The organism is Micromonospora sp. CA-269861, assembly GCF_050948505.1.
In the GTDB taxonomy this organism is placed as follows: domain Bacteria; phylum Actinomycetota; class Actinomycetes; order Mycobacteriales; family Micromonosporaceae; genus Micromonospora.
Genome location: NZ_CP192014.1, coordinates 365,704 through 388,148 on the forward strand (window position 1 = coordinate 365,704; position 22,445 = coordinate 388,148).

Consider the following 22,445-nt stretch of genomic DNA (forward strand, 5'->3'; position numbering starts at 1 on the left):
GTGTCGCGACAGCAACTGCAACATCGCGGGAAGGGTGTGGCGGCGATCCCGCTCGGCGCTGGTTCCAGCGTGATCCAGCCGTGTGCGGAGCTCATCACAGCCTTAAGCACCCCTCAGGGTCGAGGCGCGTGACCGGCGTAGGCTCGGGGGCGTGACGGTGAGCCGGGAGATCGACGACATCCTGCAGCGCGGCGCGGACGGCGGGCGGATCACGCCCGAAGAGGCGCTGCTGCTCTACACCGAGGCGCCCTTCCACGCGCTGGGCGAGGCGGCGGACGCGGTGCGTCGGCGGCGCTACCCGGACAACGTCGTCACCTACCTGATCGACCGCAACATCAACTACACGAACGTCTGCGTGACGGCGTGCAAGTTCTGCGCGTTCTACCGGGCGCCCAAGCACAAGGAAGGGTGGACCCACCCGACCGAGGAGATCCTGCGCCGGTGCGGCGAGGCGGTCGAGCTGGGCGCCACCCAGGTGATGCTCCAGGGCGGGCACCACCCGGACTACGGCGTGGAGTACTACGAGGAGCTGTTCTCCTCGGTCAAGCAGGCGTACCCGCAGCTGGTCATCCACTCGATCGGCCCCAGCGAGATCCTGCACATGGCCAAGGTCTCCGGGGTGAGCCTGGACGAGGCCATCGCCCGGATCAAGACCGCAGGCCTGGACTCGATCGCCGGGGCCGGAGCGGAGATGCTCCCCGAGCGGCCCCGTAAGGCCATCGCCCCCCTGAAGGAGTCGGGCGAGCGCTGGCTGGAGGTGATGGAGCTGGCCCACCGGCAGGGCATCGAGTCGACCGCCACCATGATGATGGGCACCGGCGAGACGCACGCCGAACGCATCGAGCACCTGCGCATGATCCGTGACGTGCAGGACCGCACCCGCGGTTTCCGGTCCTTCATCCCGTGGACGTACCAGCCGGAGAACAACCACCTGAAGGGCCGCACCCAGGCGACCACCCTGGAATACCTGCGACTGGTCGCGGTGGCCCGGCTCTTCTTCGAGACCGTCCCGCACCTGCAGGCGTCCTGGCTGACGACCGGCAAGGACGTCGGGCAGCTCTCGCTGCACATGGGCGTGGACGACCTCGGCTCGATCATGCTGGAGGAGAACGTCATCTCCTCCGCCGGTGCCCGGCACCGCTCCAACCTGCACGAGCTGATCGGCATGATCCGCTCGGCGGACCGGATCCCCGCGCAGCGCGACACCCTCTACAACCGGCTCGCCGTGCACCACACGCCTGCCGATGACCCGATCGACGAGCGGGTGGTCTCGCACTTCTCCTCGATCGCGCTGCCCGGTGGTGGCGCGGGCCGATCCCTGCCCCTGGTGGACGTCAGCTGACTGTCGACGCCCGGCCGTTCGGCTGAGCGGCGCTCATGCTCCCGCCGGATCACCCCGGCGGTACGGGTGGTCCCCGCCGCCGCAGCGTCAGGCTGTCCGCTGCGGGGCTGGTGGAGATGATCGCCGGCCGCTAGCGTCCCGGCTCATATCCGTCACCACCGCCGACGGACGGGGCTGTCCTCCATCGGCCCGCTGCGGGTCGTTCATATAACGCACGGCGGTACGGGCGGGATGGGTGACCATCCCGCCCGTACTGTCTGCCCAGCTCGGGCCGGACGGATGAAAACGGGTCCGCGTGCTGGCGTGGAAGATCGGCCTCCGATAGCGTCCGCTCGTTCCGCAACCAATTCTTTCTTCCCTACCCCCGGGGGACTGATGACAGCGTTCCACCGCTCGACGCTGGTGCGAGCCAGTGTCGTGGCGCTGCTCGCGGCCGGCGGCATCGCCGCCGTGGCCGCCCCAGTGCTGGCGGCCGAGGAGGCCGATCTGGCCCTGGTGCCGCTCAGCTACAACCTGGCCAAGGGTGTCACGGAGGCCAAGAGCAAGCCGTTCAAGTTCACTGTCGACAACACCCGGAGCGAGGAAGACGCCAAGGGTGTCAGTTACACGGTGGACACCAGCAAGCTGAAGACGAACAAGGTTCGGGTCGTGGTGCCGGACGGCTGCCGGGTGAACGGCAAGAAGTTCACCTGCCGCCTCGGCGACCTCGCCGCCGGCACCAGCGAGGACTTCGGCATCCCGATCTTCTCCACCGGCGGTAAGGGCGCCGCCGGCACTCTGGTGGTCACCATCCGCTCGGCCACCGAGGACCCGAATGAGGAAGACAACAGGGTCGAGCACGACATCACCGTCACCGAGCCCGGGTACGACCTGACCAGCTGGGTGCAGGACGTCAACGCGAACGTCGTGGTGAACGGCGTCAACGGCGACGACCCCGACCTCCGTCCGGTGCGGCCGGGCGAGACGGTGCCCGTCGACTGGGCGGTCTACAACGACGGCAGCCGCAAGGCCACCGGCCTCGCCTACGTGCTCACCCTCCCGGCGGGCGTCACCTTCGACACCCTGCCGGACACCTGCACCGCGCAGACCTTCGGCGTCGCTCAGGCGCTCTGTCAGGACGACGGGGCGGTGATCCGGCCCGGTGACTACTACACGGCGGACATCAAGGTGACCGTCGGCAAGGACGTCACCGAGCCGGTGCTGCGGGTCGGCGAGCTGGTGGCGCACGGCCTGGACGTGGCAGCCGGCAAGCCGGAGGGGAAGCCGCAGCGGGCCAGCACGGCTCAGCGGAAGACCTTCACCGAGGTCGACGAGGGTGACAACCAGGCGATCTTCGACGTCTTCGTCGACCTGGCCGTGGACCCGACGCCGACGCCCACGCCGACGGTCACCCCGACGGAATCGCCGACGCCGACGCCGACGCCGACGCCGACGGTCACTCCGACGGAGACGCCGACGCCGACGCCGACGCCGACGCCGACGCCGACGGAGACGCCCACGCCGACGCCGACGGTCACTCCGACGGAGACGCCGACCCCGACGCCGACGGTCACTCCGACGGAGACGCCCACGCCGACGCCGACGGTGACCCCGACGGAGACGCCCACGCCGACGCCGACGGTCACTCCGACGGAGACGCCGACCCCGACGCCGACGGTCACTCCGACGGAGACGCCCACGCCGACGCCGACGGTCACTCCGACGGAGACGCCCACCCCGACCCCGACCCCGACGGAGACGCCGACGGTCACGCCGACGCCGACCGTGACGGCCACTCCGACCGCGACGGGCACTGCGACGCCGATCCCGAGCGGTACGACGACGCCGGGCACGACAGTCTCGCCGGGTGCCGGTGGCGGCTCCGACGGCGGCGGCTCGGGCGGTGGCGGCCTGCCGGTGACAGGTGTGCAGGTCGGCCTGATCGGTGGGATCGGCGTGATCATCCTGCTCGTGGGTGGGGCGCTGCTGGTGCTCACCCGTCGCCGCAAGGTGGTCATGGTCTCGCCGGCCGACGAGAAGTCGACCGACTGACACCGACGCCCTGACGAACAGGCGTCCTGACCGAGGCGTCACGGACGCGGGCACGACGCGAGGGCGGGGTGGGCAACCACCCCGCCCTCTCGCGTACGGGGTGTGTGCCGCCCCACCCAGCGAGCGTCGGTTGGCGGGCGGCTGGCAGAGTGGAGGGGTGAGCCGTACCCCGCAGGGCCAGCGCGCCAGTCTGGACAAGCAGCCGCACGAGGTCGCCGCGATGTTCGACGGCGTGGCAGAGCGTTACGACCTGACCAACACGGTGATCTCGCTGGGTCAGGACCGCTCCTGGCGGCGGGCCACCCGGGCGGCGCTCGGGCTGCGGCCGGGTGAGCGGGTGCTGGACGTGGGCGCGGGCACCGGCGTCTCGACGCGCGAGCTGGCCCAGTCCGGGGCGTACGCGGTAGGGGTCGACCTGTCGCTGGGCATGCTGCACACCGGCAAGCGGGCCCGGCCCGAGGTGCCGTTGCTGGCCGGAGACGCGCTGCGGCTGCCGTTCGCCGACGCCAGCTTCGACGCGGTGACCATCTCCTTCGCGCTGCGCAACGTGAACGACACCGACGCGGCGCTGCGTGAGCTGGCCCGGGTGACCCGGCCGGGTGGCCGGCTGGTGGTCTGCGAGTTCAGCACCCCGGTCAACCCGCTCTTCCGGACGGTCTACCTGTCGTACCTGATGCGGTCGCTGCCGGTGGTGGCCCGCACGGTGTCGAGCAACCCCGAGGCGTACGTCTATCTCGCCGAGTCGGTCCGGGCCTGGCCGGCGCAGTCGGCGCTGGCCGGGCGGGTGGCCGCGGCCGGGTGGGGACGTGTGGCGTGGCGCAACCTGACGGGTGGCGTGGTGGCCCTGCACCGGGGGATCCGCGAATAGCGGACGGACCGCACCAACGGGCACGGACATTATTCAGGTTTCGTTAATATCAGCCTTTAGTCCACTTTGCCCCGTACGCTCGACCGCATGACCGGAGCAGACCCGGCGGACCCGGTGGCCGCCACCGACGACGACGCGGCCGAACTCATCGCCCAGTTGCGCGCGTTGGCAGGGGCCGACCCGGTGGAGGTCCGGCAGGTGGTCGCCGAGGTGTTGGCGGCACTGGACCGGGCGGCGGGTGGGGCGCTCCGTGAGCATCTGCCGGAGACGATCCGGGTCGACGCGGGCCTGGACGCCTCCAGCCCGGCCTGACACCTGACCGCTGTGGACGGTCATCGGGTGTCACATCGGCGAGTTAGGTACCCCTGATCCTGCGCTGGTATGACGCCGGTCATACACTCGTCCCGTCTGGCTTGTGAAGCATTTCACGAGCGTGCGGGAGGAGGCGCGAATGACCGCGGTGGAACACGACGCCGACGTCATCGTCGTGGGCGCCGGTCCCGGTGGATCAGCTACTGCGTACCACCTGGCCCGGCACGGCGTACGGGTGCTGTTGTTGGAGAAGACCGAGTTCCCCCGGGAGAAGGTCTGCGGCGACGGGTTGACCCCGCGCGCGGTGCGCCAGCTCATCCGGATGGGTGTGGACACCTCGCCCGAGGCGGGCTGGCTGCACAACCGCGGCCTGCGGGTCATCGGCGGCGGGGTACGCCTCGAGCTGGACTGGCCGGAGCTGGCCAGCTTCCCCAACTACGGTCTGGTGCGCACGCGACTGGACTTCGACGACCTGCTCGCCCAGCGTGCGGTGGCGGCCGGCGCGAAGCTGCGGACCAGCGTCAACGTGCTGGGCCCGGTGCTCGACGGCGACGGCCACGTGACCGGCGTCGAGGCGGAGGTCGGGCCGGGCAAGGAGCCCACCACCTTCCACGCCCCGCTCGTCGTCGCGGCGGACGGCGTCTCCGGCCGGTTCCCGCTCGCGCTCGGGCTGGCCAAGCGGGAGGACCGGCCGATCGGTGTGGCCGTCCGCCGCTACTACCGCTCGCCGGCCAAGCACGAGGACAACTACCTGGAGTCCTGGCTGGAGCTGCGCAGCAAGGACAGCGGCGACAACCTGCTGCCCGGGTACGGCTGGATCTTCGGCCTCGGTGACGGGCGGGTCAACGTCGGGCTCGGCGTGCTCAACTCGTCCTCGGCGTTCGGCAAGACCAACTACCGCCGGCTGCTCACCGACTGGCTCGCCAACACCCCGGAAGACTGGGGGATGACCGACGAGACGAACGCCGACGGCCCGATCCTCGGCGCCGCGCTGCCGATGGGCTTCAACCGGGTGCCCCACTACACGCGGGGCGTGCTGCTGGTCGGCGACTCGGGCGGCATGGTCAACCCGTTCAACGGTGAGGGCATCGCGTACGCGATGGAGTCCGGCGAACTGGCCGCGGAGGTCATGGTCCAGGCCCTCGCCCGGCCGGCCGGCCCGGAACGGGAACGCGCGCTGATGGGGTACCCGAACGAGCTGAAGGCCCGGCTCGGCGGCTACTACCGGCTGGGCGGCATCTTCGTGAAACTGATCGGCCGCCCCGAGATCATGCGGATCGCCACCAAACACGGCATGCCGCACCCGACGCTGATGCGTTTCGTCCTCAAGCTGTTGGCCAACCTGACCGACCCGCGTGGCGGGGACGCGATGGATCGGGTCATCAACGCGATGACGAAGGCCGCGCCAGCCGTATAAGTAGGACGGCATCGGTGCTGGTCACGGCCCCGAAGCTGACAAAGATCGACCCCCGCCGACTGCCACTGCGAGGGACGTGAATAGTGTGATTTTCGTCAAGCACCGAGGGCAGGGAAGGACGAGCAGGAGAAAACGATGTCGCTCTCGCCTTACGCACCGATCATCGGGCTGTTCGCCCTCGCCGCGGCGTTCTCGCTGTTTTCCGTAGGCGCCGCCCGCTTCGCCGGTCCCCGTCGCTACAACAAGGCCAAACTCGAGGCTTACGAGTGCGGCATCGAGCCCAGCCCGCAGCCGGTCGGCGGCGGGCGGTTCCCGATCAAGTTCTACCTGACGGCGATGCTCTTCATCGTCTTCGACATCGAGATCATCTTCCTCTACCCCTGGGCGGTCTCGTTCGACGCTCTGCCGATCTTCGGCTTCGTGGAGATGGTCCTGTTCATCGTCGCGGTCTTCGTTGCGTACGCCTACGTGTGGCGGCGCGGCGGCCTGGACTGGGACTGAGGAAGGAACGTCAGATGGGCATCGAGGAGAAGCTTCCCGCCGGCGTCCTGCTCACCTCGGTGGAGAAGCTGGTCAACTGGTCTCGGAAGTCGTCCGTGTGGGGCGCGACCTTCGGCCTGGCCTGCTGCGCCATCGAGATGATGGCAGCCGGTGGTCCGCACTACGACATGGGCCGCTGGGGCATGGAGGTCTTCCGGGCGTCGCCCCGGCAGGCCGACCTGATGATCGTGGCCGGCCGGGTGAGTCAGAAGATGGCCCCGGTGCTGCGTCAGATCTACGACCAGATGGCAGAGCCGCGCTGGGTGCTCTCGATGGGCGTCTGCGCCAGCAGTGGCGGCATGTTCAACAACTACGCGATCGTGCAGGGCGTCGACCACGTGGTGCCTGTCGACATGTACCTGCCCGGCTGCCCGCCCCGGCCGGAGATGCTCATCGACGCGATCCTCAAGCTCCGCGAGAAGATCATGTACGAGCCGCTGGGCCCGAACGGTCGCAAGATGCTCGCTGCCCGCCAGGAGCGCGGCGACGTTCCGATCGTGCCCTACGGCTCGATGCCCTCCTCGTACCGCAGCGACAAGTCCCGGCGCGCCGAGTGGACCCGGGCGGTCCGCGAGGGCCGCGAGGAGCAGCTGCGCATCGAGAACTGGATGAACGCTCAGAACCACCTCCACCCGCAGGTAGGCCCGAAATGACGTCACCCACGGACAAGCCAAACGACGGCGGCGTACCGCTGCCCGTGGTGCCGGCCGGCGCCACGAGCGGTGCCCCCGCCGAGTTCCCGCCGGCCAGCCCGGCCGGTCGCGGGATGTTCGGCAACCAGGGCACCGGCGACGTGTCCGGTTACGGCGGTCTGGTCCGCCAGCGCCAGCCCATCGAGGAGGCGTCCCGGCCGTACGGGGGCTACTTCGACGAGGTCCGCGACGCGTTGGAGGAGGCGTACCCGGCCTTCAACGACGCGATCGAGAAGGTCGTGGTCGACCGGGGTGAGCTGACCCTGCACGTACGCCCGGAGCGGATCGCCGAGGTCTGCCAGGTGATGCGGGACGACCTGGCGCTGCGGTTCGAGCTGTGCTCCTCGGTGTCCGGCGCGGACTACCTGGGCGCCGACGAGCGCCGGCTGCACGTGATCTACCTGCTCACGTCGATGACGTACCGGCGGCGGGTCCGGCTGGAGGCCGCGGTCTCCGTCGAGGCTCCGAACCTGCCCAGCGTGACAGCCGTCTACCCGACCGCGGACTGGCAGGAGCGGGAGGCGTACGACATGTTCGGCATCGTCTTCGACGGCCACCCCAGCCTGACCCGGATCCTCATGCCGGACGACTGGGAGGGCCACCCGCAGCGCAAGGACTACCCGCTCGGCGGCGTCCCCGTCGAGTACAAGGGCGCGGAGATCCAGCCGCCGAACGAGCGGAGGTCGTACCAGTGAGCGCGAGGAGTGCAGGGGGTCGGCGCCCCATCCGCCCGCGTGAGGAGCGAGCGGAGCGAGCCCCGCAGTCGCGGGCCGGGGACAACCCCGTCGCGATCGGAGGGCCGGCACTGTGACGACGTCGAACTACGCCAGCGAGCGCGAGACCGACGAGGGACGGGTCTTCACCGTCACCGGCGGCGACTGGGACACGATCGTCGCGGGCACCGACCCGATCAACGACGAGCGGATCGTGGTCAACATGGGTCCGCAGCACCCGTCCACGCACGGGGTGCTGCGGCTGATCCTGGAGCTGGAGGGCGAGACGGTCCGCGAGGCCCGCTCGGTCGTCGGCTACCTGCACACCGGCATCGAGAAGAACCTCGAGTACCGCAACTGGGTCCAGGGCTCGACGTTCGTGACCCGGATGGACTACCTCGCCCCGATCTTCAACGAGACGGCGTACGCCCTCGCGGTCGAGAAGCTGCTCGGCATCACCGACGACATCACCGAGCGGGCCACCACGATCCGCGTGCTGATGATGGAGCTCAACCGGATCTCGTCGCACCTGGTCTGGCTGGCCACCACCGGCATGGAGCTGGGCGCGATCTCGATCATGCTGTACGGCTTCCGCGAGCGGGAGTACATCCTCGACATCTTCGAGACCATCACCGGTCTGCGGATGAACCACGCGTACGTGCGGCCGGGCGGTGTGGCGCAGGACGTGCCGGACGACGCGATCGTCAAGATCCGCGAGTTCCTCAAGATGATGCCGAAGAAGCTCAAGGAGTACGAGGACCTCCTCTCCGGCCAGCCGATCTGGACCGAGCGTACGAAGAACGTCGCGGTGCTCGACGTCACCGGCTGCGTGGCGCTCGGCATCACCGGTCCGGTGCTGCGCTCCGCAGGTCTCGCCTGGGACCTGCGCAAGACCATGCCGTACTGCGGCTACGAGACGTACGAGTTCGACGTGCCGACCCACCCCGACGGTGACGTCTGGGGTCGCTACCAGGTCCGGCTCGCCGAGATCCGGGAGTCGATGAAGCTGGTCGAGCAGGCGCTGGACCGGCTCCGTCCGGGCCCGGTGATGGTCGCCGACCGCAAGATCGCCTGGCCGGCGCAGCTGGCCATCGGCGTGGACGGCATGGGCAACTCGCTGGAGCACGTCGCGAAGATCATGGGTCAGTCGATGGAGTCGCTGATCCACCACTTCAAGCTGGTGACCGAGGGCTTCCGGGTCCCGCCCGGCCAGGTGTACGTCGCCATCGAGGCGCCCCGCGGTGAGCTGGGCGTACACGCCGTCTCCGACGGTGGCACCCGGCCCTACCGGGTGCACTACCGGGAGCCGAGCTTCGTCAACCTGCAGGCCCTCCCGGCTATGGCCGAGGGCGGTCTGATCGCCGACGTGATCGCCGGCGGCGCCTCGTTGGACCCGGTGATGGGTGGTTGTGACCGATGAGTGTTTTCACTGATGAGACCCGGGAGCGGGCGCGCGAGATCATCGCCCGTTACCCGGCGGACCGGTCCCGCTCGGCGCTGCTGCCGCTGCTGCACCTGGTGCAGGCCGAAGAGGGGTACGTCTCCCCGGCCGGGGTCACGTTCTGTGCCGAGGTGCTGGGGCTGAACAAGGCCCAGGTCGGCGCGGTGGCCACCTTCTACACGATGTACAAGCGCAAGCCGACCGGTGACTTCCTGGTCAGCGTCTGCACCAACACGATGTGCAACGTGCTCGGTGGCCAGGAGGTCTACGACACCCTCGCCGAGCACCTGGGCGTCGGCCACGACGAGACCACAGCGGACGGCACGATCACGCTGGAGCACGCCGAGTGCCTGGCAGCGTGCGACTACGGCCCGGTGATGACGGTCAACTACGACTTCTTCGACGGCGTGGACGCCTCCACCGCTGTCGGTGTGGTCGACGAGCTGCGGGCCGGTGGCCGGCCGATGCCGACCCGGGGTGCCCGACTCTGCACCCTCAAGGAGATGGCGGTGCAGCTCGCCGGTTTCGCCGACGAGCGCGACGGTGCGGTAGCCGACGGCGGGCCGGGCGAGCCCACCCTGCGTGGGCTGTTGCTGGCCCAGCAGCACGGCGTCTCGGTGCCGGGCTTCGACCCGAACACCCCGATCCGCAGCAAGGCCGAGGCCGACAAGGCCGCCGCCGAGGCGAAGGCGAAGGCGGAAGCCGCCAAGCCGGCGCCCGTCGAGGCCAGCACGGCACCGGTCAAGGGTGGCGACGGGGCGTCCGCCAAGGTTCCGGCGGAGACCTCGCCGCCGGGCGACGCGCAGAAGGCCGAGTCGGCAGGTGTCGCGGCCAACGCGCCCGCTGGCGACCGCAAGCCCGCCGGTGACTCCACCGGCGCGCAGGAGCGCAACCTCAACGAAGCGTCGGCGAGCGCCGGTGGCGCGACCTCCGCCGACGCGAACGAAACGGGGGCCCAGAAGTGACCACTCCCCGCCCGGAGACGCTGGCCAAGCTGACGCCGGTGCTGACCAAGCGCTGGCTGTCGCCGGACGCCTGGCGCATCGGCACGTACGAGCAGCTGGACGGCTACGCCGCGCTGCGCAAGGCGCTCAAGGCCCACCCGGACGACCTGATCCAGTTGATCAAGGACTCCGGGCTGCGGGGCCGAGGCGGCGCTGGCTTCCCCACCGGCCTCAAGTGGGGCTTCATTCCGCAGGGCGACGGCAAGCCGCACTACCTGGTGGTCAACGCCGACGAGGGCGAGCCGGGCACCTGCAAGGACCTGCCGCTGATGACCCACGACCCGCACGCGCTGGTCGAAGGCGTGATCATCGCGTCGTACGCGATCCGGGCCGCCCGCGCCTACATCTACATCCGGGGCGAGGCGGTGCACGCCGCGCGTCGGCTGCGCAACGCGGTCCAGGAGGCGTACGACAAGGGTTACCTGGGTCGGAACATCCTGCGCAGCGGCTACGACCTGGAGCTGGTGGTGCACTCGGGCGCCGGGGCGTACATCTGCGGCGAGGAGACGGCGCTGCTGGATTCGCTCGAGGGGTTCCGGGGCCAGCCCCGGCTGCGCCCGCCGTTCCCGGCCACCCACGGCCTGTACGCGAGCCCGACGGTGGTCAACAACGTCGGCACCATCGCCAGCGTGCCGCCGATCGTGCTCGGTGGGGCCGACTGGTGGAAGAGCATGGGCACCGAGAAGTCCTCCGGGCCGATGATCTACTCGCTCTCCGGCCGGGTCGCCAACCCGGGCCAGTACGAGTGCTCGATGGGTGTCACGCTCCGCGAGCTGCTGGAGCTGGCCGGTGGCATGCAGCCCGGCCACAACCTGCGGTTCTGGACCCCGGGCGGCTCGTCGACCCCGCTGCTCGCCGCCGAGCACCTGGATGTGCCACTCGACTTCGAGGGGGTGGCGGCGGCCGGCTCGATCCTCGGCACCACGGCCACCCAGATCTTCTCCGACCAGGACTGCCCGGTCTACGCGACGTACCGGTGGCTGGAGTTCTACCACCACGAGTCGTGCGGCAAGTGCACCCCGTGCCGCGAGGGCAACTACTGGATGGTCCGGGTCTACCGGCGGATCCTCGCCGGCCAGGGCACCCACGAGGACCTGGACACCCTGCTGGACACCTGCGACAACATCCTCGGCCGCTCGTTCTGCGGTCTGGGTGACGGCGCGACCAGCTCGGTGACCTCCTCGCTGAAGTACTTCAAGCAGGACTACCTCGACTACATCGAGGGACGTACCGCGCCGAAGCTGTCGGACAAGCAGCTGGTGGGAGCTCACTGATGACCGACGTAGCCAAGCAGACCGAGACCGTCACCCTCACCATCGACGGCGTCGAGGTCACCGCCCCCAAGGGGACGCTGCTGATCCGGGTCGCCGAGCAGATGGGCACCGAGATCCCCCGGTTCTGCGACCACCCGCTGCTGGCCCCGGCCGGCGCGTGCCGGCAGTGCCTGGTCGAGGTGGAGGGACAGCGCAAGCCGGTCGCCTCCTGCACCCAGACCGTCGCCGACGGCATGGTCGTGCGTACCCAGATCACCTCCCCGGTGGCCAAGAAGGCGCAGGAGGGGGTGATGGAGCTGCTGCTGCTCAACCACCCGCTGGACTGCCCGATGTGTGACAAGGGCGGCGAGTGCCCGCTCCAGAACCAGGCGATGTCCACCGGCCGCACCGACTCGCGTTTCCACGAGCACAAGCGGGAGTACGAGAAGCCGATGGCGATCAGCAGCCAGGTGCTGCTGGACCGCGAGCGGTGCGTGCTCTGCCAGCGGTGCACCAGGTTCTCCGAGGAGATCGCCGGGGACAAGTTCATCGACCTGATGGGCCGGTCGTCCGCCGAGGAGATCAACATCTACCGGGACGACGCGTACGGCGCGGAGTCCGGGGAGGACAGCGGGGACGTCCCGTTCAACTCCTACTTCTCCGGCAACACCGTCCAGATCTGCCCGGTGGGTGCGCTGACCGGCGCCCAGTACCGCTTCCGTGCCCGCCCGTTCGACCTGGTCTCCAGCCCGAGCGTCTGCGAGCACTGCTCGGCCGGCTGCGGGCAGCGCACCGACTGGCGACGCGGCAAGGTGCTGCGCCGGCTGGCCGGCGACGAGCCGGAGGTGAACGAGGAGTGGAACTGCGACAAGGGCCGGTGGGGCTTCCAGTACACCCGCGCCGACGACCGGCTGACCACTCCGCTGGTCCGCGACGAGCACACCGGTGAGCTGCGCGAGGCGTCCTGGAGCGAGGCGCTCACCGTCGCCGCCGAGGGGCTGCACATCGCCCGGGAGAGCGGGCAGGGCACGGCGGTGCTCACCGGCGGTCGGCTGACCGTCGAGGACGCGTACGCGTACGCCAAGTTCGCCCGGGTCGCGCTGAACACCAATGACATCGACTTCCGGGCCCGGCCGGTCTCCCGCGAGGAGGCCGACTTCCTGGCCAGCTCGGTCGCCGGGGTCACCGACGTCACCTACACCGACGTGGAGAACGCGCCGGCGGTGGTGCTCGTCGGCCTGGAGCCCGAGGAGGAGTGCCCCATCCTCTTCCTGCGGCTGCGCAAGGCGTACCTGAAGAAGACCCTGACGGTGTACGCGCTGGCGCCCTTCGCCACCCGCGGCCTGGAGAAGCTCGGTGCCAAGCTGGCCCGGGTGGTGCCGGGCGAGGAGGCCAGCGTGCTCGCCGAGCACGCCACCGTCAGCGAGGCGCTGAGCGCACCGGGCGCGATCCTGATCGTCGGCGAGCGGTTGGCCACCGTGCCGGGTGGGCTCTCCGCCGCGGCGGACGTGGCCCGTCGTACCGGCGCGAAGCTGGCCTGGGTGCCGCGGCGCGCGGGTGACCGCGGCGCTGTCGACGCGGGCTGCCTGCCCAACCTGCTCCCCGGTGGACGCCTGGTCACCGAGCCGGCCGCCCGGGCCGAGCTGGGTGAGGCGTGGGACATCCCGGCCGGGGTGATCCCGAGCCAGGCCGGCCGGGACACCGACGGCATCCTGACCGCTGCCGCCAACGGGCAGCTCGGCGCGCTCGTCGTCGGCGGTGTCGACCCGGCCGACCTGGCCGACCCGCGACTGGCCGAGTCCGCCCTGGACGCGGTGCCGTTCCTGGTCAGCCTCGAACTGCGCGCCAGCGCGGTGACGCGGCGGGCGAACGTGGTGCTGCCGGTCGCCCCGGTGGCCGAGAAGGCCGGCAGCTTCCTGGACTGGGAGGGTCGGCTCCGCCCGTTCGAGGCGGTGCTGACCACTGCCGCGATGACCGACGGCCGGGTGCTCGACGCGCTGGCCGCGCTGCTCGACGTGCGCCTCGGCACGGCCGACGTGCCGAGCGTCCGTCGCGAGCTGGGCACGCTGCCGGCGACGCGGATGTCTCGGCCGGCCGCGCCGTCGGTCGCCCCGGGCCGGGTGCCACAGCCGAACGCCGGTGAGGCCGTGCTGGCCACCTGGCACCAGCTGGTGGACCTCGGCACCCTGACCGAGGGCGACGAGAACCTCGCCGGGACCGCCCGCCCGCCGGTGGTCCGGTTGGGCAAGGGCACCGCCGAGGCGCTCGGTGTGGTCGACGGTGACGCGGTCACTGTCGGCACCGACCGGGGGGCGCTGACCCTGCCGGCGGAACTCACCGAGATGCCGGACGGCGTGGTCTGGCTGCCGACCAACTCACCCGGCTCGACCGTGCGGCGCAGCCTCGGGGCGTCGTCCGGCGCGGTCGTCCGGATCTCCGTCCCCGCACCGAGTACGGCCATCCCGGCCGGACGCGTGGCGGCCGACGAGACCGGTCTCCCGGGTCCGCTCCTCAACTCCGGGGGTAACCAGTGAGTGCGAGGAGTGAACGAGCGCAGCGAGTGAGCCCCGCAGTCGCGAACGAAAGGTGGGCACAGTGAGTCCCTCCTACCTCGCCCAGGATCCGACGCTTGCCGACTTCGGCCGGGATCCGTGGTGGCTGGTTCTCGGCAAGATTGTCTTCGCGTTCGCCTTCGGTCTGCTGGCCACCCTGCTCGGCGTCTGGTTCGAACGGCGCGTGGTCGGCTACATGCAGGTGCGGCCCGGCCCCAACCAGGTCGGCCCGTTCGGCCTGCTGCAGACCCTCGCCGACGGCCTGAAGATGGCCTTCAAGGAGGACATCCTGCCGAAGGCGGCCGACAAGGTCGTCTACTTCTTCGCCCCGACCATCTCGGTGATCTGCGCGGTGACCGCCCTGTCGGTGGTGCCGTTCGGCCCGATGGTGAGCATCTTCGGTCACCACACGCCGTTGCAGGTCACCGATGTGCCGGTGGCGGTGCTGCTGCTGCTCGCCTGCTCCTCGATGGGCGTCTACGGCATCGTGCTGGGTGGTTGGGCCTCCGGCTCGACGTACCCGCTGCTCGGCGGTCTGCGGTCGAGTGCCCAGATGATCTCCTACGAGGTCGCCATGGGGCTCAGCATCGTGGCGGTCTTCATGACCGCCGGCACGATGAGCACCAGCGGGATCGTCGCCGCTCAGGGTGACGGCACCGAGCTGACCATCTTCGGCCAGACGGTCCCGGCCCCGGGCTGGTACGCGATCCTGCTGCTGCCCAGCTTCATCATCTTCTTCATCGCCACGGTGGGTGAGACCAACCGGGCGCCGTTCGACCTTCCCGAGGCCGAGTCCGAGCTGGTCGCGGGCTTCATGACCGAGTACAGCTCGCTGAAGTTCGCGCTCTTCATGCTCAGCGAGTACGTCGCGATGGTGACCATGTCCGCGGTCACCACCACGCTGTTCCTCGGCGGTTGGCGAGCGCCCTGGCCGATCACCATCTGGGAGGGCGCCAACTCCGGTTGGTGGCCGATGCTCTGGTTCTTCGGCAAGGTGATCGCGCTGGTCTTCGTCTTCGTGTGGCTGCGTGGCACGCTGCCCCGGCTGCGGTACGACCAGTTCATGCGGCTCGGCTGGAAGGTCCTGCTGCCGATCAACCTGGTCTGGATCCTGGTCCTGTCGGGCCTGCGCTCCATCGAGGACTGGGACACGCGCGGCAAGGTGATCGCCGTCGGCATTCCGGCAGGCATCCTGCTGCTCGCCACGATCTTCTGGCCCAGCCGGCGGCCGAAGCCGAAGCCGACGACTCAGGAACAGGTCGACAACCGGCCGCACGGGAGCTTCCCGCTGCCACCGATGGATCTTCAGGTACCACCGAGCCCGCGTATCACGCGCGTGGTCGCCGAGCGGGAGCCGGCCAACATCGTTGCCGGCTCGGACTCCAGGGAGGTGTGACGTGGGCGCGATCACCGGAACGTTCAAGGGATTCGGTGTCACCTTCTCGCACATGTTCAGGAAGGTCGTCACCACCGACTATCCGTTCAAGCCGCCGGTGTCGGCGCCGCGCTACCACGGGCGGCACATCCTCAACCGGCACCCGGACGGCCTGGAGAAGTGCATCGGCTGCGAGCTGTGCGCCTGGGCCTGCCCGGCGGACGCGATCTACGTGGAGGGTGGCGACAACACCGACGAGCAGCGCTTCTCGCCGGGTGAGCGGTACGCCAGCGTCTACCAGATCAACTACGCCCGGTGCATCTTCTGCGGGCTGTGCATCGAGGCCTGCCCGACCCGGTCGCTCACCATGAGCAACGAGTACGAGCTGGCCCGGGACAACCGGCAGGACCTGATCTTCACCAAGGAGCAGCTGCTCGCGCCGTTGCTCGAGGGCATGGAGCAGCCGCCGCACCCGATGCGGCTGGGTGACAGCGAGAAGGACTACTACGTCGGCGCGCTGGACAACCCGGGCACCTCCGCCGGTGCGGAGACGTCCCCGATGGGCCCCGGCAACTACCAGGTCGAGGAGCACCCCGGCGTGACGTTCCCGGGCGCCGAGCAGGCCGCCCAGCGCGTCGCGGCCGGCAAGGGAGAGAAGGCATGACCACGTCTACGGTGCTGGCCGCGGCAGGTGGGGTGTCCGGCGGTGAGGAGGTCACCTTCTGGATCCTCGGGCCGCTCGCGCTCATCGGCGCGATCGGGATGGTGGCCGCGCGCAACGCTGTGCACTCCGCGCTCTGGCTGGTGCTCACCATGCTCTGTCTGGGCGTGTTCTACGTGCTCCAGGCCGGGCCGTTCATCGGCATGGTGCAGATCATCGTCTACACCGGCGCGATCATGATGCTCTTCCTCTTCGTGCTGATGCTTGTCGGTCGGGATTCCACCGACTCGCTGATCGAGACGCTGCGCGGCCAGCGGGTCGCCGCGATCGTGCTGGGGCTGGGCTTCGCCGGTCTGGTCGGCGGAGCGCTCTACCGGGCGCTGCAGGGCACCACAGCGGTCGGCCTGGAACAGGCCAACGCGGAGGGCAACGTGCAGGGCATCGCCCGACTGCTCTTCACCAAGTACGTCTTCGCGTTCGAGCTGACCTCGGCGCTGCTGATCACCGCGGCGGTCGGTGCCATGGTGCTCGCGCACATCGAGCGCCGTAAGCAGGACAAGGTCGACCAGCCGTCGACGATGCGGGCCCGTTTCGCGCCGGGCAACTACCCCGGCCCCAAGCCGGGCCCCGGCGTCTTCGCGACCTCGTCCTCGGTGGCGACCCCGGCCCGACTGCCGGACGGCCGCCTGTCCGAGCGGAGCACGCCGGACATCCTGCCGGTGCGGGAGCTGACCGCGCAGGAGACCACGCTGAAGGGGACGGACCGGTGAGCGCGAGGAGCGCAGCGAAGCGGAGCCCCGCAGTCGCTAACGAAAGCGAGTCCAGCCATGACGCCTGACTACTACCTGGTGCTCGCGGCGGTGCTGTTCACCATCGGCGCCGCCGGGGTGCTCGTCCGGCGCAACGCGATCGTGCTGTTCATGTGCGTGGAGCTGATGCTCAACGCGGCCAACCTGACGCTGGTCACCTTCAGCCGGATCAACGGTGACCTCAACGGCCAGATCATGGCGTTCTTCGTGATGGTGGTGGCGGCGGCCGAGGTCGTGGTCGGGCTCGCGATCATCATGTCCATCTTCCGGACGCGACGCTCGGCGAGTGTCGACGACGCCAACCTGCTCAAGTACTAGAGGGGTCCACCGGTGGAAGAGACTGTGGAATACGCCCAGGCCACGGGGCTGCTCGGGGGCGTCTGGCTGCTGGTGGCGATCCCGCTGGTCAGCGCGGCCATCCTGCTGCTGCTCGGCCGCCGGGCCGACCGCTGGGGGCACTGGTTGGGCGTCGCCGCCATCGGCGCCGCGTTCGTGCTCGGCCTGAGCTTCTTCTTTCAGCTCCGTGGCCTGGAGAACAAGTCCGTCGAGCTGAGCCTCTGGGACTTCATCGCGGTCGGTGACCTGCGCGTCGACTTCGGCCTGCTCTTCGACCCGCTGGCCGCGGTCTTCGTACTGCTGATCACCGGGGTGGGTTTCCTGATCCACCTGTACGCGGTGGAGTACATGTCGCACGACGCCGGCCGTCGTCGGTTCTTCGCGTACTTCAACCTGTTCGTCGCGGCGATGCTGCTGCTGGTGCTCGGCAACAACTACGTGATGCTGTACTTCGGCTGGGAGGGCGTCGGTCTGGCGTCGTACCTGCTGATCTCCTTCTGGACCGAGCGGCCGAGCGCGGCCACCGCCGGCAAGAAGGCGTTCCTGATGAACCGGGTCGGCGACGCCGGCCTGGCCATCGGCATCTTCATCATGTTCGCCACCCTGGGCACCACCCAGTACGACGAGGTGTTCAACGGAGTCGGCGCGCTGACCGGCACCACAGTGCTGGTTCTCGGCCTGTTGCTGCTGCTCGGCGCGGCCGGCAAGTCCGGTCAGTTCCCGCTCCAGGCATGGTTGCCGGACGCGATGGAGGGCCCGACGCCGGTGTCGGCGCTCATCCACGCCGCCACCATGGTCACCGCGGGCGTCTACCTGATCGCCCGGTCCAACCCGATCTTCTCCGCCAACTCGACGCTGCAACTCGTGGTGGTGAGCGTCGGCGCGCTCACCCTGCTGATCGGCTGCATCATCGGTGCGGCCAAGGACGACATCAAGCGGGTGCTCGCCTGGTCGACGGTGAGCCAGATCGGCTACATGTTCCTCGGCGTGGGCCTCGGCGGTGCGGCGTACGCGCTGGCCATCGTGCACCTGCTGGCGCACGGCTTCTTCAAGGCCAACATGTTCCTGGGCGCCGGTTCGGTGATGCACGGGATGAAGGACCAGGTCGACATCCGCCGCTTCGGCGGGCTGTCGAAGTACATGAAGATCACCTGGCTGACCTTCATGATGGGCTGGCTGGCCATCATCGGCATGTTCCCGTTCTCCGGCTTCTTCTCCAAGGAGCCGATCATCGTGGCCGCCTTCGAGCGGGAGGACTGGACCGCCTGGCTCTTCGGCGGGGCGGCTCTGCTCGGCGCCGGGCTGACCGCGTTCTACATGACCCGGCTGTTCGTGCTCACCTTCCACGGCCCGCAGCGGTGGACCGAGGACATCGAGCACCCGCACGAGTCGCCGAAGCTGATGACCATCCCGCTGATCCTCCTGGCGGTCGGGTCGGTCGGCGCCGGCTTCCTGCTCGCCACGTCCGTTCCGGACTGGCTGACCGAGACCGCCGGGCTGGGCGGCGAGCACGCCGAGCACGAGGCGGTCCTCTCGCACGCCGTGATCACCACGCTGTCGCTGCTGGTCACCGTGCTCGGCGCCGGGCTGGCCTGGTTCCTGTTCCGGGCCGGTACGGCCACCGCGCCACAGCCGGCCGGCGTGCTGGTCACCGCCGCCCGACGCAACCTCTACACGGACGCGGTCAACGAGGCGGTCTTCGAGAAGCCGGGCATCTTCCTCACCCGGGCGCTCGTGTACCTCGACAACCGGGGCATCGACGGGCTCGTCAACGGGCTCGCCGCCGCGGTCGGCGGGGGCTCGGGTCGCCTCCGCCGGATGCAGACGGGCTTTGTCCGCTCGTACGCCACCTCGATCCTGGCCGGTGCGCTGCTGGTGATGGCGGCGTTCCTGGCGGTGCAGGCGGGGTGGTTGGCGTGATCGACCTCTTTCCGGCCGCCCCCGCCGGCGGACCACGCAGTGACGACGGAGGTAAGGCCGCATAATGTCCAACTTCCCGTTCCTCTCGGTGCTCACCGTGGCGCCGCTGGTGGGCGCCCTGGTGGTGGCCTTCCTGCCGCGCCACCGCCCGGAGCTGGCCAAGCAGGTGGCGTTCGCCTGGTCGCTGCTGGTGCTGGTGCTCTCGGTGGTGATGTGGGTCAGCTTCAACGCCGGCGGTGACCGGTTCCAGTTCCGTGAGTCGTACTCGTGGATCCCGAACTGGGGCGTCAGCTTCACCTTCGCCGCCGACGGCATCGCGCTGGTGATGCTCATGCTGATCGCCGTGCTGGTGCCGTTGGTGATCCTGGCGTCCTGGCACGACGCCGAGTCGTCGAAGCGGTCGGTGCCCGTCTACTTTGCGCTGCTGCTGGTCCTCGAATGCACGATGATCGGCGTCTTCGCGGCCGCCGACGTCTTCCTGTTCTACGTGTTCTTCGAGGTCATGCTGGTGCCGATGTACTTCCTCATCGGCAGCTACGGCGGTCACCAGCGGCAGTACGCGGCAGTGAAGTTCTTCCTCTACTCGCTCGTCGGCGGTCTGTTCATGCTGGCCGCGGTGATCGGCCTCTGGGTGGTCGGCGGGAAGACCTTCGACTGGCAGGCGCTCTCGCAGGTCGACATCAGCACCGGCACCGAGCGGTGGCTGTTCCTCGGCTTCTTCCTCGCGTTCGCCATCAAGGCGCCGTTCTTCCCGTTCCACACCTGGCTGCCCGACGCCGGTGGCGCCGCTCCGGCGGGCGCGGCGGCGCTGCTCGTCGGCGTGCTGGACAAGGTCGGCACCTTCGGCATCCTGCGCTACTGCCTGCCGCTGTTCCCCGAGGCGTCGAAGTGGTTCGCGCCGTGGGCGCTGGCCCTGGGCGTGATCGGCATCGTCTACGCCGCGCTGCTGGCGGTCGGCCAGAACGACCTCAAGCGGCTGGTGTCGTACACCTCGATCGCGCACTTCGGCTTCATCGGGGTGGGCATCTTCGCCTTCACCACCCAGGCCGGCACCGGCGCGGTGCTCTACATGCTCAACCACGGGCTGGCCACCGGCCTGCTCTTCCTGGTGGTGGGCATGCTGATCTCCCGGCGTGGTTCGGCGCTGATCAGCGACTTCGGTGGCGCGGGCAAGCTGGTCCCGGTGCTCGCCGGGGTGCTCTTCTTCGCCGGTCTCGCCTCGCTCGCGCTGCCCGGTACGGCGCCGTTCATCTCCGAGTTCCTGGTGCTGATCGGCACCTTCACGGTGAACAAGCCGGTCGCGGTCATCGCCACGCTCGGCATCATCCTGGCCGCCGCGTACGTGCTGTGGATGGTGCAGCGCACCACCCAGGGCACCCTCAACCCGGCGCTGACCGAGGTCGACGGCATGCGCCGGGACCTCAACCTGCGCGAGAAGGTCGTGGTCGCCCCCCTGATCGCGCTGATCGTGCTGCTCGGCTTCTTCCCGAAGCCGGTCACTGACGTGATCAACCCCGCTGTCCAGGCGACCATGGACGACATCGGCAGAACCGACCCGGCGCCGTCGGTGGGCGGCACCGTCCAGGAGGCGGCAAAGTGACCGAGTTGAAACTGCCGTCGATCGACTACGCGGCGATCGCCCCGATCCTGATCATGCTGGGCACCGCGCTGCTCGGTGTGCTGGTCGAGGCTCTGGTGCCCCGGCGCTGGCGGCACGTGGTGCAGTTGACGCTGGCGCTGCTCGCGGTGCTCGCGGCACTGACCATGGTGGTCCTCAGCGCCGACGAGCGGATCATCACCGCCGGCCAGGCCCTCGCGATCGACGGGCCGACGCTCTTCCTCCAGGGCGCGATCCTGGTGCTGGCCGCGATGGCGCTGCTGCTGATCGGTGACCGCTCGGTCGAGCGGGGCGGGGCGTTCGTCGCCCAGGCCGCGGTGACCGCCGAGTCGGCCGACGACCGGCGGCAGGCCGAGGGGCGCAACGGCCTCACCGAGGTCTACCCGCTCACCACGTTCGCGATCGGCGGCATGCTGATCTTCGTGGCGGCGAACGACCTGCTGACCATGTTCATCGCGCTGGAGGTCTTCTCCCTGCCGCTCTACCTGCTCTGCGCGCTGGCCCGTCGCCGGCGCCTGCTGAGCCAGGAGGCGGCGATGAAGTACTTCCTGCTCGGCGCGTACGCCTCCGCGTTCTTCCTGTTCGGCGTGGCCCTGATCTACGGCTTCACCGCCGGCATCCCGGGCCGCCCGGCCGGCGTCGACTTCGCCACCATCCACGCGGCGGTGAGCGAATCGCCGGCCAGCCCGGTCCTGCTCTTCGCCGGCATGGCGCTGCTCGCCATCGGTCTGCTCTTCAAGGCCGCTGCGGCCCCGTTCCACGTCTGGACCCCGGACGTCTACCAGGGCGCTCCGACCCCGGTCACCGGGTTCATGGCGGCCTGCACCAAGGTCGCCGCGTTCGGTGCCCTGCTGCGCGTCTTCCAGGTCGCGTTCGCCGACGCCAACTGGGACTTCACGCCGGTCCTCGGCGCGGTGGCGGTGCTGACCATGCTGATCGGCGCTGTGCTCGCGGTCACCCAGACCGACATCAAGCGGCTGCTCGCGTACTCCTCGATCGCCAACGCCGGCTACCTGCTGGTCGGTGTGCTGGCGCCGAGCCGCGACGGGCTCGCCGGCACGATGTTCTACCTGGTCGCGTACGGCTTCTCGGTGCTGGCCGCGTTCGCCGTGGTGACGCTTGTGCGGGACGAAGACGGCGAAGCCACCCACCTGTCCCGTTGGGCCGGGCTGGGCCGGCGGTCGCCGTTCTTCGCCGCGCTGTTCACCTTCATCCTGCTGGCCTTCGCCGGTATCCCGCTGACCAGTGGGTTCACCAGCAAGTTCGCCATCTTCGGGCCGGCGCTGGAGGGTGGCCAGGCCTGGCTGGTGATCGCCGGTGTGCTGACCAGCATGGTGCTCGCGTTCCCGTACCTGCGGGTCGTGGTGATGATGTGGCTCTCCGAGCCGGGCGAGTCCACCCCGACCGTCACCGTGCCCGGTGGGCTCACCGCCGCCGCGCTGATGATCGGTGTGCTGGCGACCCTGGTGCTGGGTGTCGCCCCGGCGCCGCTGCTCGATCTGGCTGCGGGAGCCGCCGAATTCGTTCGTTGACCGAAGGATCGATCACCGGGGGCCGGCGC

The 22,445-nt window shown here is 69.7% G+C and carries 18 protein-coding genes and 1 pseudogene; all 19 read left to right on the forward strand.

The window, feature by feature from the left end; all coding sequences use genetic code 11:
- Positions 1-151 precede the first annotated feature (151 nt).
- The 19 genes and pseudogenes from mqnC (at position 152) to nuoN (ending at position 22,416) form a co-directional block, all read left to right on the forward strand.
- Positions 152-1,342, forward strand: coding sequence for a cyclic dehypoxanthinyl futalosine synthase (gene mqnC / locus ACQP0U_RS01765; RefSeq protein ID WP_433315182.1), 1,191 nt, complete (start codon positions 152-154; stop codon positions 1,340-1,342).
- Positions 1,343-1,717: 375 nt separating this feature from the next.
- A pseudogene (locus ACQP0U_RS01770) lies at positions 1,718-2,773 on the forward strand (cell wall anchor protein); the annotation flags it as partial.
- Positions 2,774-3,593: 820 nt separating this feature from the next.
- Positions 3,594-4,241, forward strand: a complete 648-nt coding sequence (locus ACQP0U_RS01775; RefSeq protein WP_433320544.1) for a demethylmenaquinone methyltransferase — start codon at positions 3,594-3,596, stop codon at positions 4,239-4,241.
- 87 nt (positions 4,242-4,328) lie between these two features.
- Positions 4,329-4,553, forward strand: coding sequence for a hypothetical protein (locus tag ACQP0U_RS01780; protein WP_030486260.1), 225 nt, complete (start codon positions 4,329-4,331; stop codon positions 4,551-4,553).
- Between the two features lie 139 nt (positions 4,554-4,692).
- Positions 4,693-5,970: a geranylgeranyl reductase family protein gene (locus ACQP0U_RS01785; RefSeq protein WP_433315184.1), complete on the forward strand. Its 1,278-nt coding sequence runs from the start codon at positions 4,693-4,695 to the stop codon at positions 5,968-5,970.
- Between the two features lie 135 nt (positions 5,971-6,105).
- Positions 6,106-6,471 carry an NADH-quinone oxidoreductase subunit A gene (locus ACQP0U_RS01790; protein WP_007454588.1) on the forward strand — a complete coding sequence of 122 codons (366 nt, stop codon included), beginning with the start codon at positions 6,106-6,108 and terminating at the stop codon, positions 6,469-6,471.
- Positions 6,472-6,485: 14 nt separating this feature from the next.
- Positions 6,486-7,163: a NuoB/complex I 20 kDa subunit family protein gene (locus tag ACQP0U_RS01795; RefSeq protein ID WP_238668742.1), complete on the forward strand. Its 678-nt coding sequence runs from the start codon at positions 6,486-6,488 to the stop codon at positions 7,161-7,163.
- Positions 7,160-7,897: an NADH-quinone oxidoreductase subunit C gene (locus ACQP0U_RS01800; protein ID WP_433315187.1), complete on the forward strand. Its 738-nt coding sequence runs from the start codon at positions 7,160-7,162 to the stop codon at positions 7,895-7,897. The genes ACQP0U_RS01795 and ACQP0U_RS01800 overlap by 4 nt, the downstream gene beginning before the upstream one ends.
- A 112-nt stretch (positions 7,898-8,009) precedes the next feature.
- Positions 8,010-9,335, forward strand: coding sequence for an NADH-quinone oxidoreductase subunit D (locus tag ACQP0U_RS01805; RefSeq protein WP_196920660.1), 1,326 nt, complete (start codon positions 8,010-8,012; stop codon positions 9,333-9,335).
- Complete coding sequence (nuoE, locus tag ACQP0U_RS01810; RefSeq protein ID WP_433315189.1) at positions 9,332-10,321, forward strand: NADH-quinone oxidoreductase subunit NuoE; 990 nt, start codon at positions 9,332-9,334, stop codon at positions 10,319-10,321. Before ACQP0U_RS01805 ends, nuoE begins: the two co-directional genes overlap by 4 nt.
- Positions 10,318-11,634 (forward strand): NADH-quinone oxidoreductase subunit NuoF, encoded by a 1,317-nt coding sequence (gene nuoF, locus ACQP0U_RS01815; protein ID WP_433315191.1) that lies wholly within the window; start codon positions 10,318-10,320, stop codon positions 11,632-11,634. Before nuoE ends, nuoF begins: the two co-directional genes overlap by 4 nt.
- Positions 11,634-14,147, forward strand: coding sequence for an NADH-quinone oxidoreductase subunit G (locus ACQP0U_RS01820; protein WP_433315193.1), 2,514 nt, complete (start codon positions 11,634-11,636; stop codon positions 14,145-14,147). The genes nuoF and ACQP0U_RS01820 overlap by 1 nt, the downstream gene beginning before the upstream one ends.
- 61 nt (positions 14,148-14,208) lie before the next feature.
- Complete coding sequence (gene nuoH / locus ACQP0U_RS01825; protein ID WP_433315194.1) at positions 14,209-15,561, forward strand: NADH-quinone oxidoreductase subunit NuoH; 1,353 nt, start codon at positions 14,209-14,211, stop codon at positions 15,559-15,561.
- Position 15,562: 1 nt separating this feature from the next.
- Positions 15,563-16,204, forward strand: a complete 642-nt coding sequence (gene nuoI / locus ACQP0U_RS01830) for an NADH-quinone oxidoreductase subunit NuoI (protein ID WP_433315196.1) — start codon at positions 15,563-15,565, stop codon at positions 16,202-16,204.
- A complete protein-coding gene (locus ACQP0U_RS01835) occupies positions 16,201-16,971 on the forward strand; it encodes an NADH-quinone oxidoreductase subunit J (RefSeq protein WP_433315198.1) in 771 nt (256 codons plus the stop codon). The genes nuoI and ACQP0U_RS01835 overlap by 4 nt, the downstream gene beginning before the upstream one ends.
- 57 nt (positions 16,972-17,028) lie before the next feature.
- Positions 17,029-17,328 carry an NADH-quinone oxidoreductase subunit NuoK gene (gene nuoK, locus ACQP0U_RS01840; RefSeq protein WP_030486270.1) on the forward strand — a complete coding sequence of 100 codons (300 nt, stop codon included), beginning with the start codon at positions 17,029-17,031 and terminating at the stop codon, positions 17,326-17,328.
- A 12-nt stretch (positions 17,329-17,340) separates the two neighbouring features.
- Positions 17,341-19,266 (forward strand): NADH-quinone oxidoreductase subunit L, encoded by a 1,926-nt coding sequence (nuoL, locus tag ACQP0U_RS01845; protein WP_433315199.1) that lies wholly within the window; start codon positions 17,341-17,343, stop codon positions 19,264-19,266.
- Positions 19,267-19,330: 64 nt separating this feature from the next.
- The gene (locus ACQP0U_RS01850) at positions 19,331-20,866 is read left to right on the forward strand and encodes an NADH-quinone oxidoreductase subunit M (protein ID WP_112585696.1); all 1,536 of its coding nucleotides are present in this window, start codon (positions 19,331-19,333) and stop codon (positions 20,864-20,866) included.
- Positions 20,863-22,416: an NADH-quinone oxidoreductase subunit NuoN gene (gene nuoN, locus ACQP0U_RS01855; protein ID WP_433315201.1), complete on the forward strand. Its 1,554-nt coding sequence runs from the start codon at positions 20,863-20,865 to the stop codon at positions 22,414-22,416. Before ACQP0U_RS01850 ends, nuoN begins: the two co-directional genes overlap by 4 nt.
- Positions 22,417-22,445: the final 29 nt, after the last annotated feature.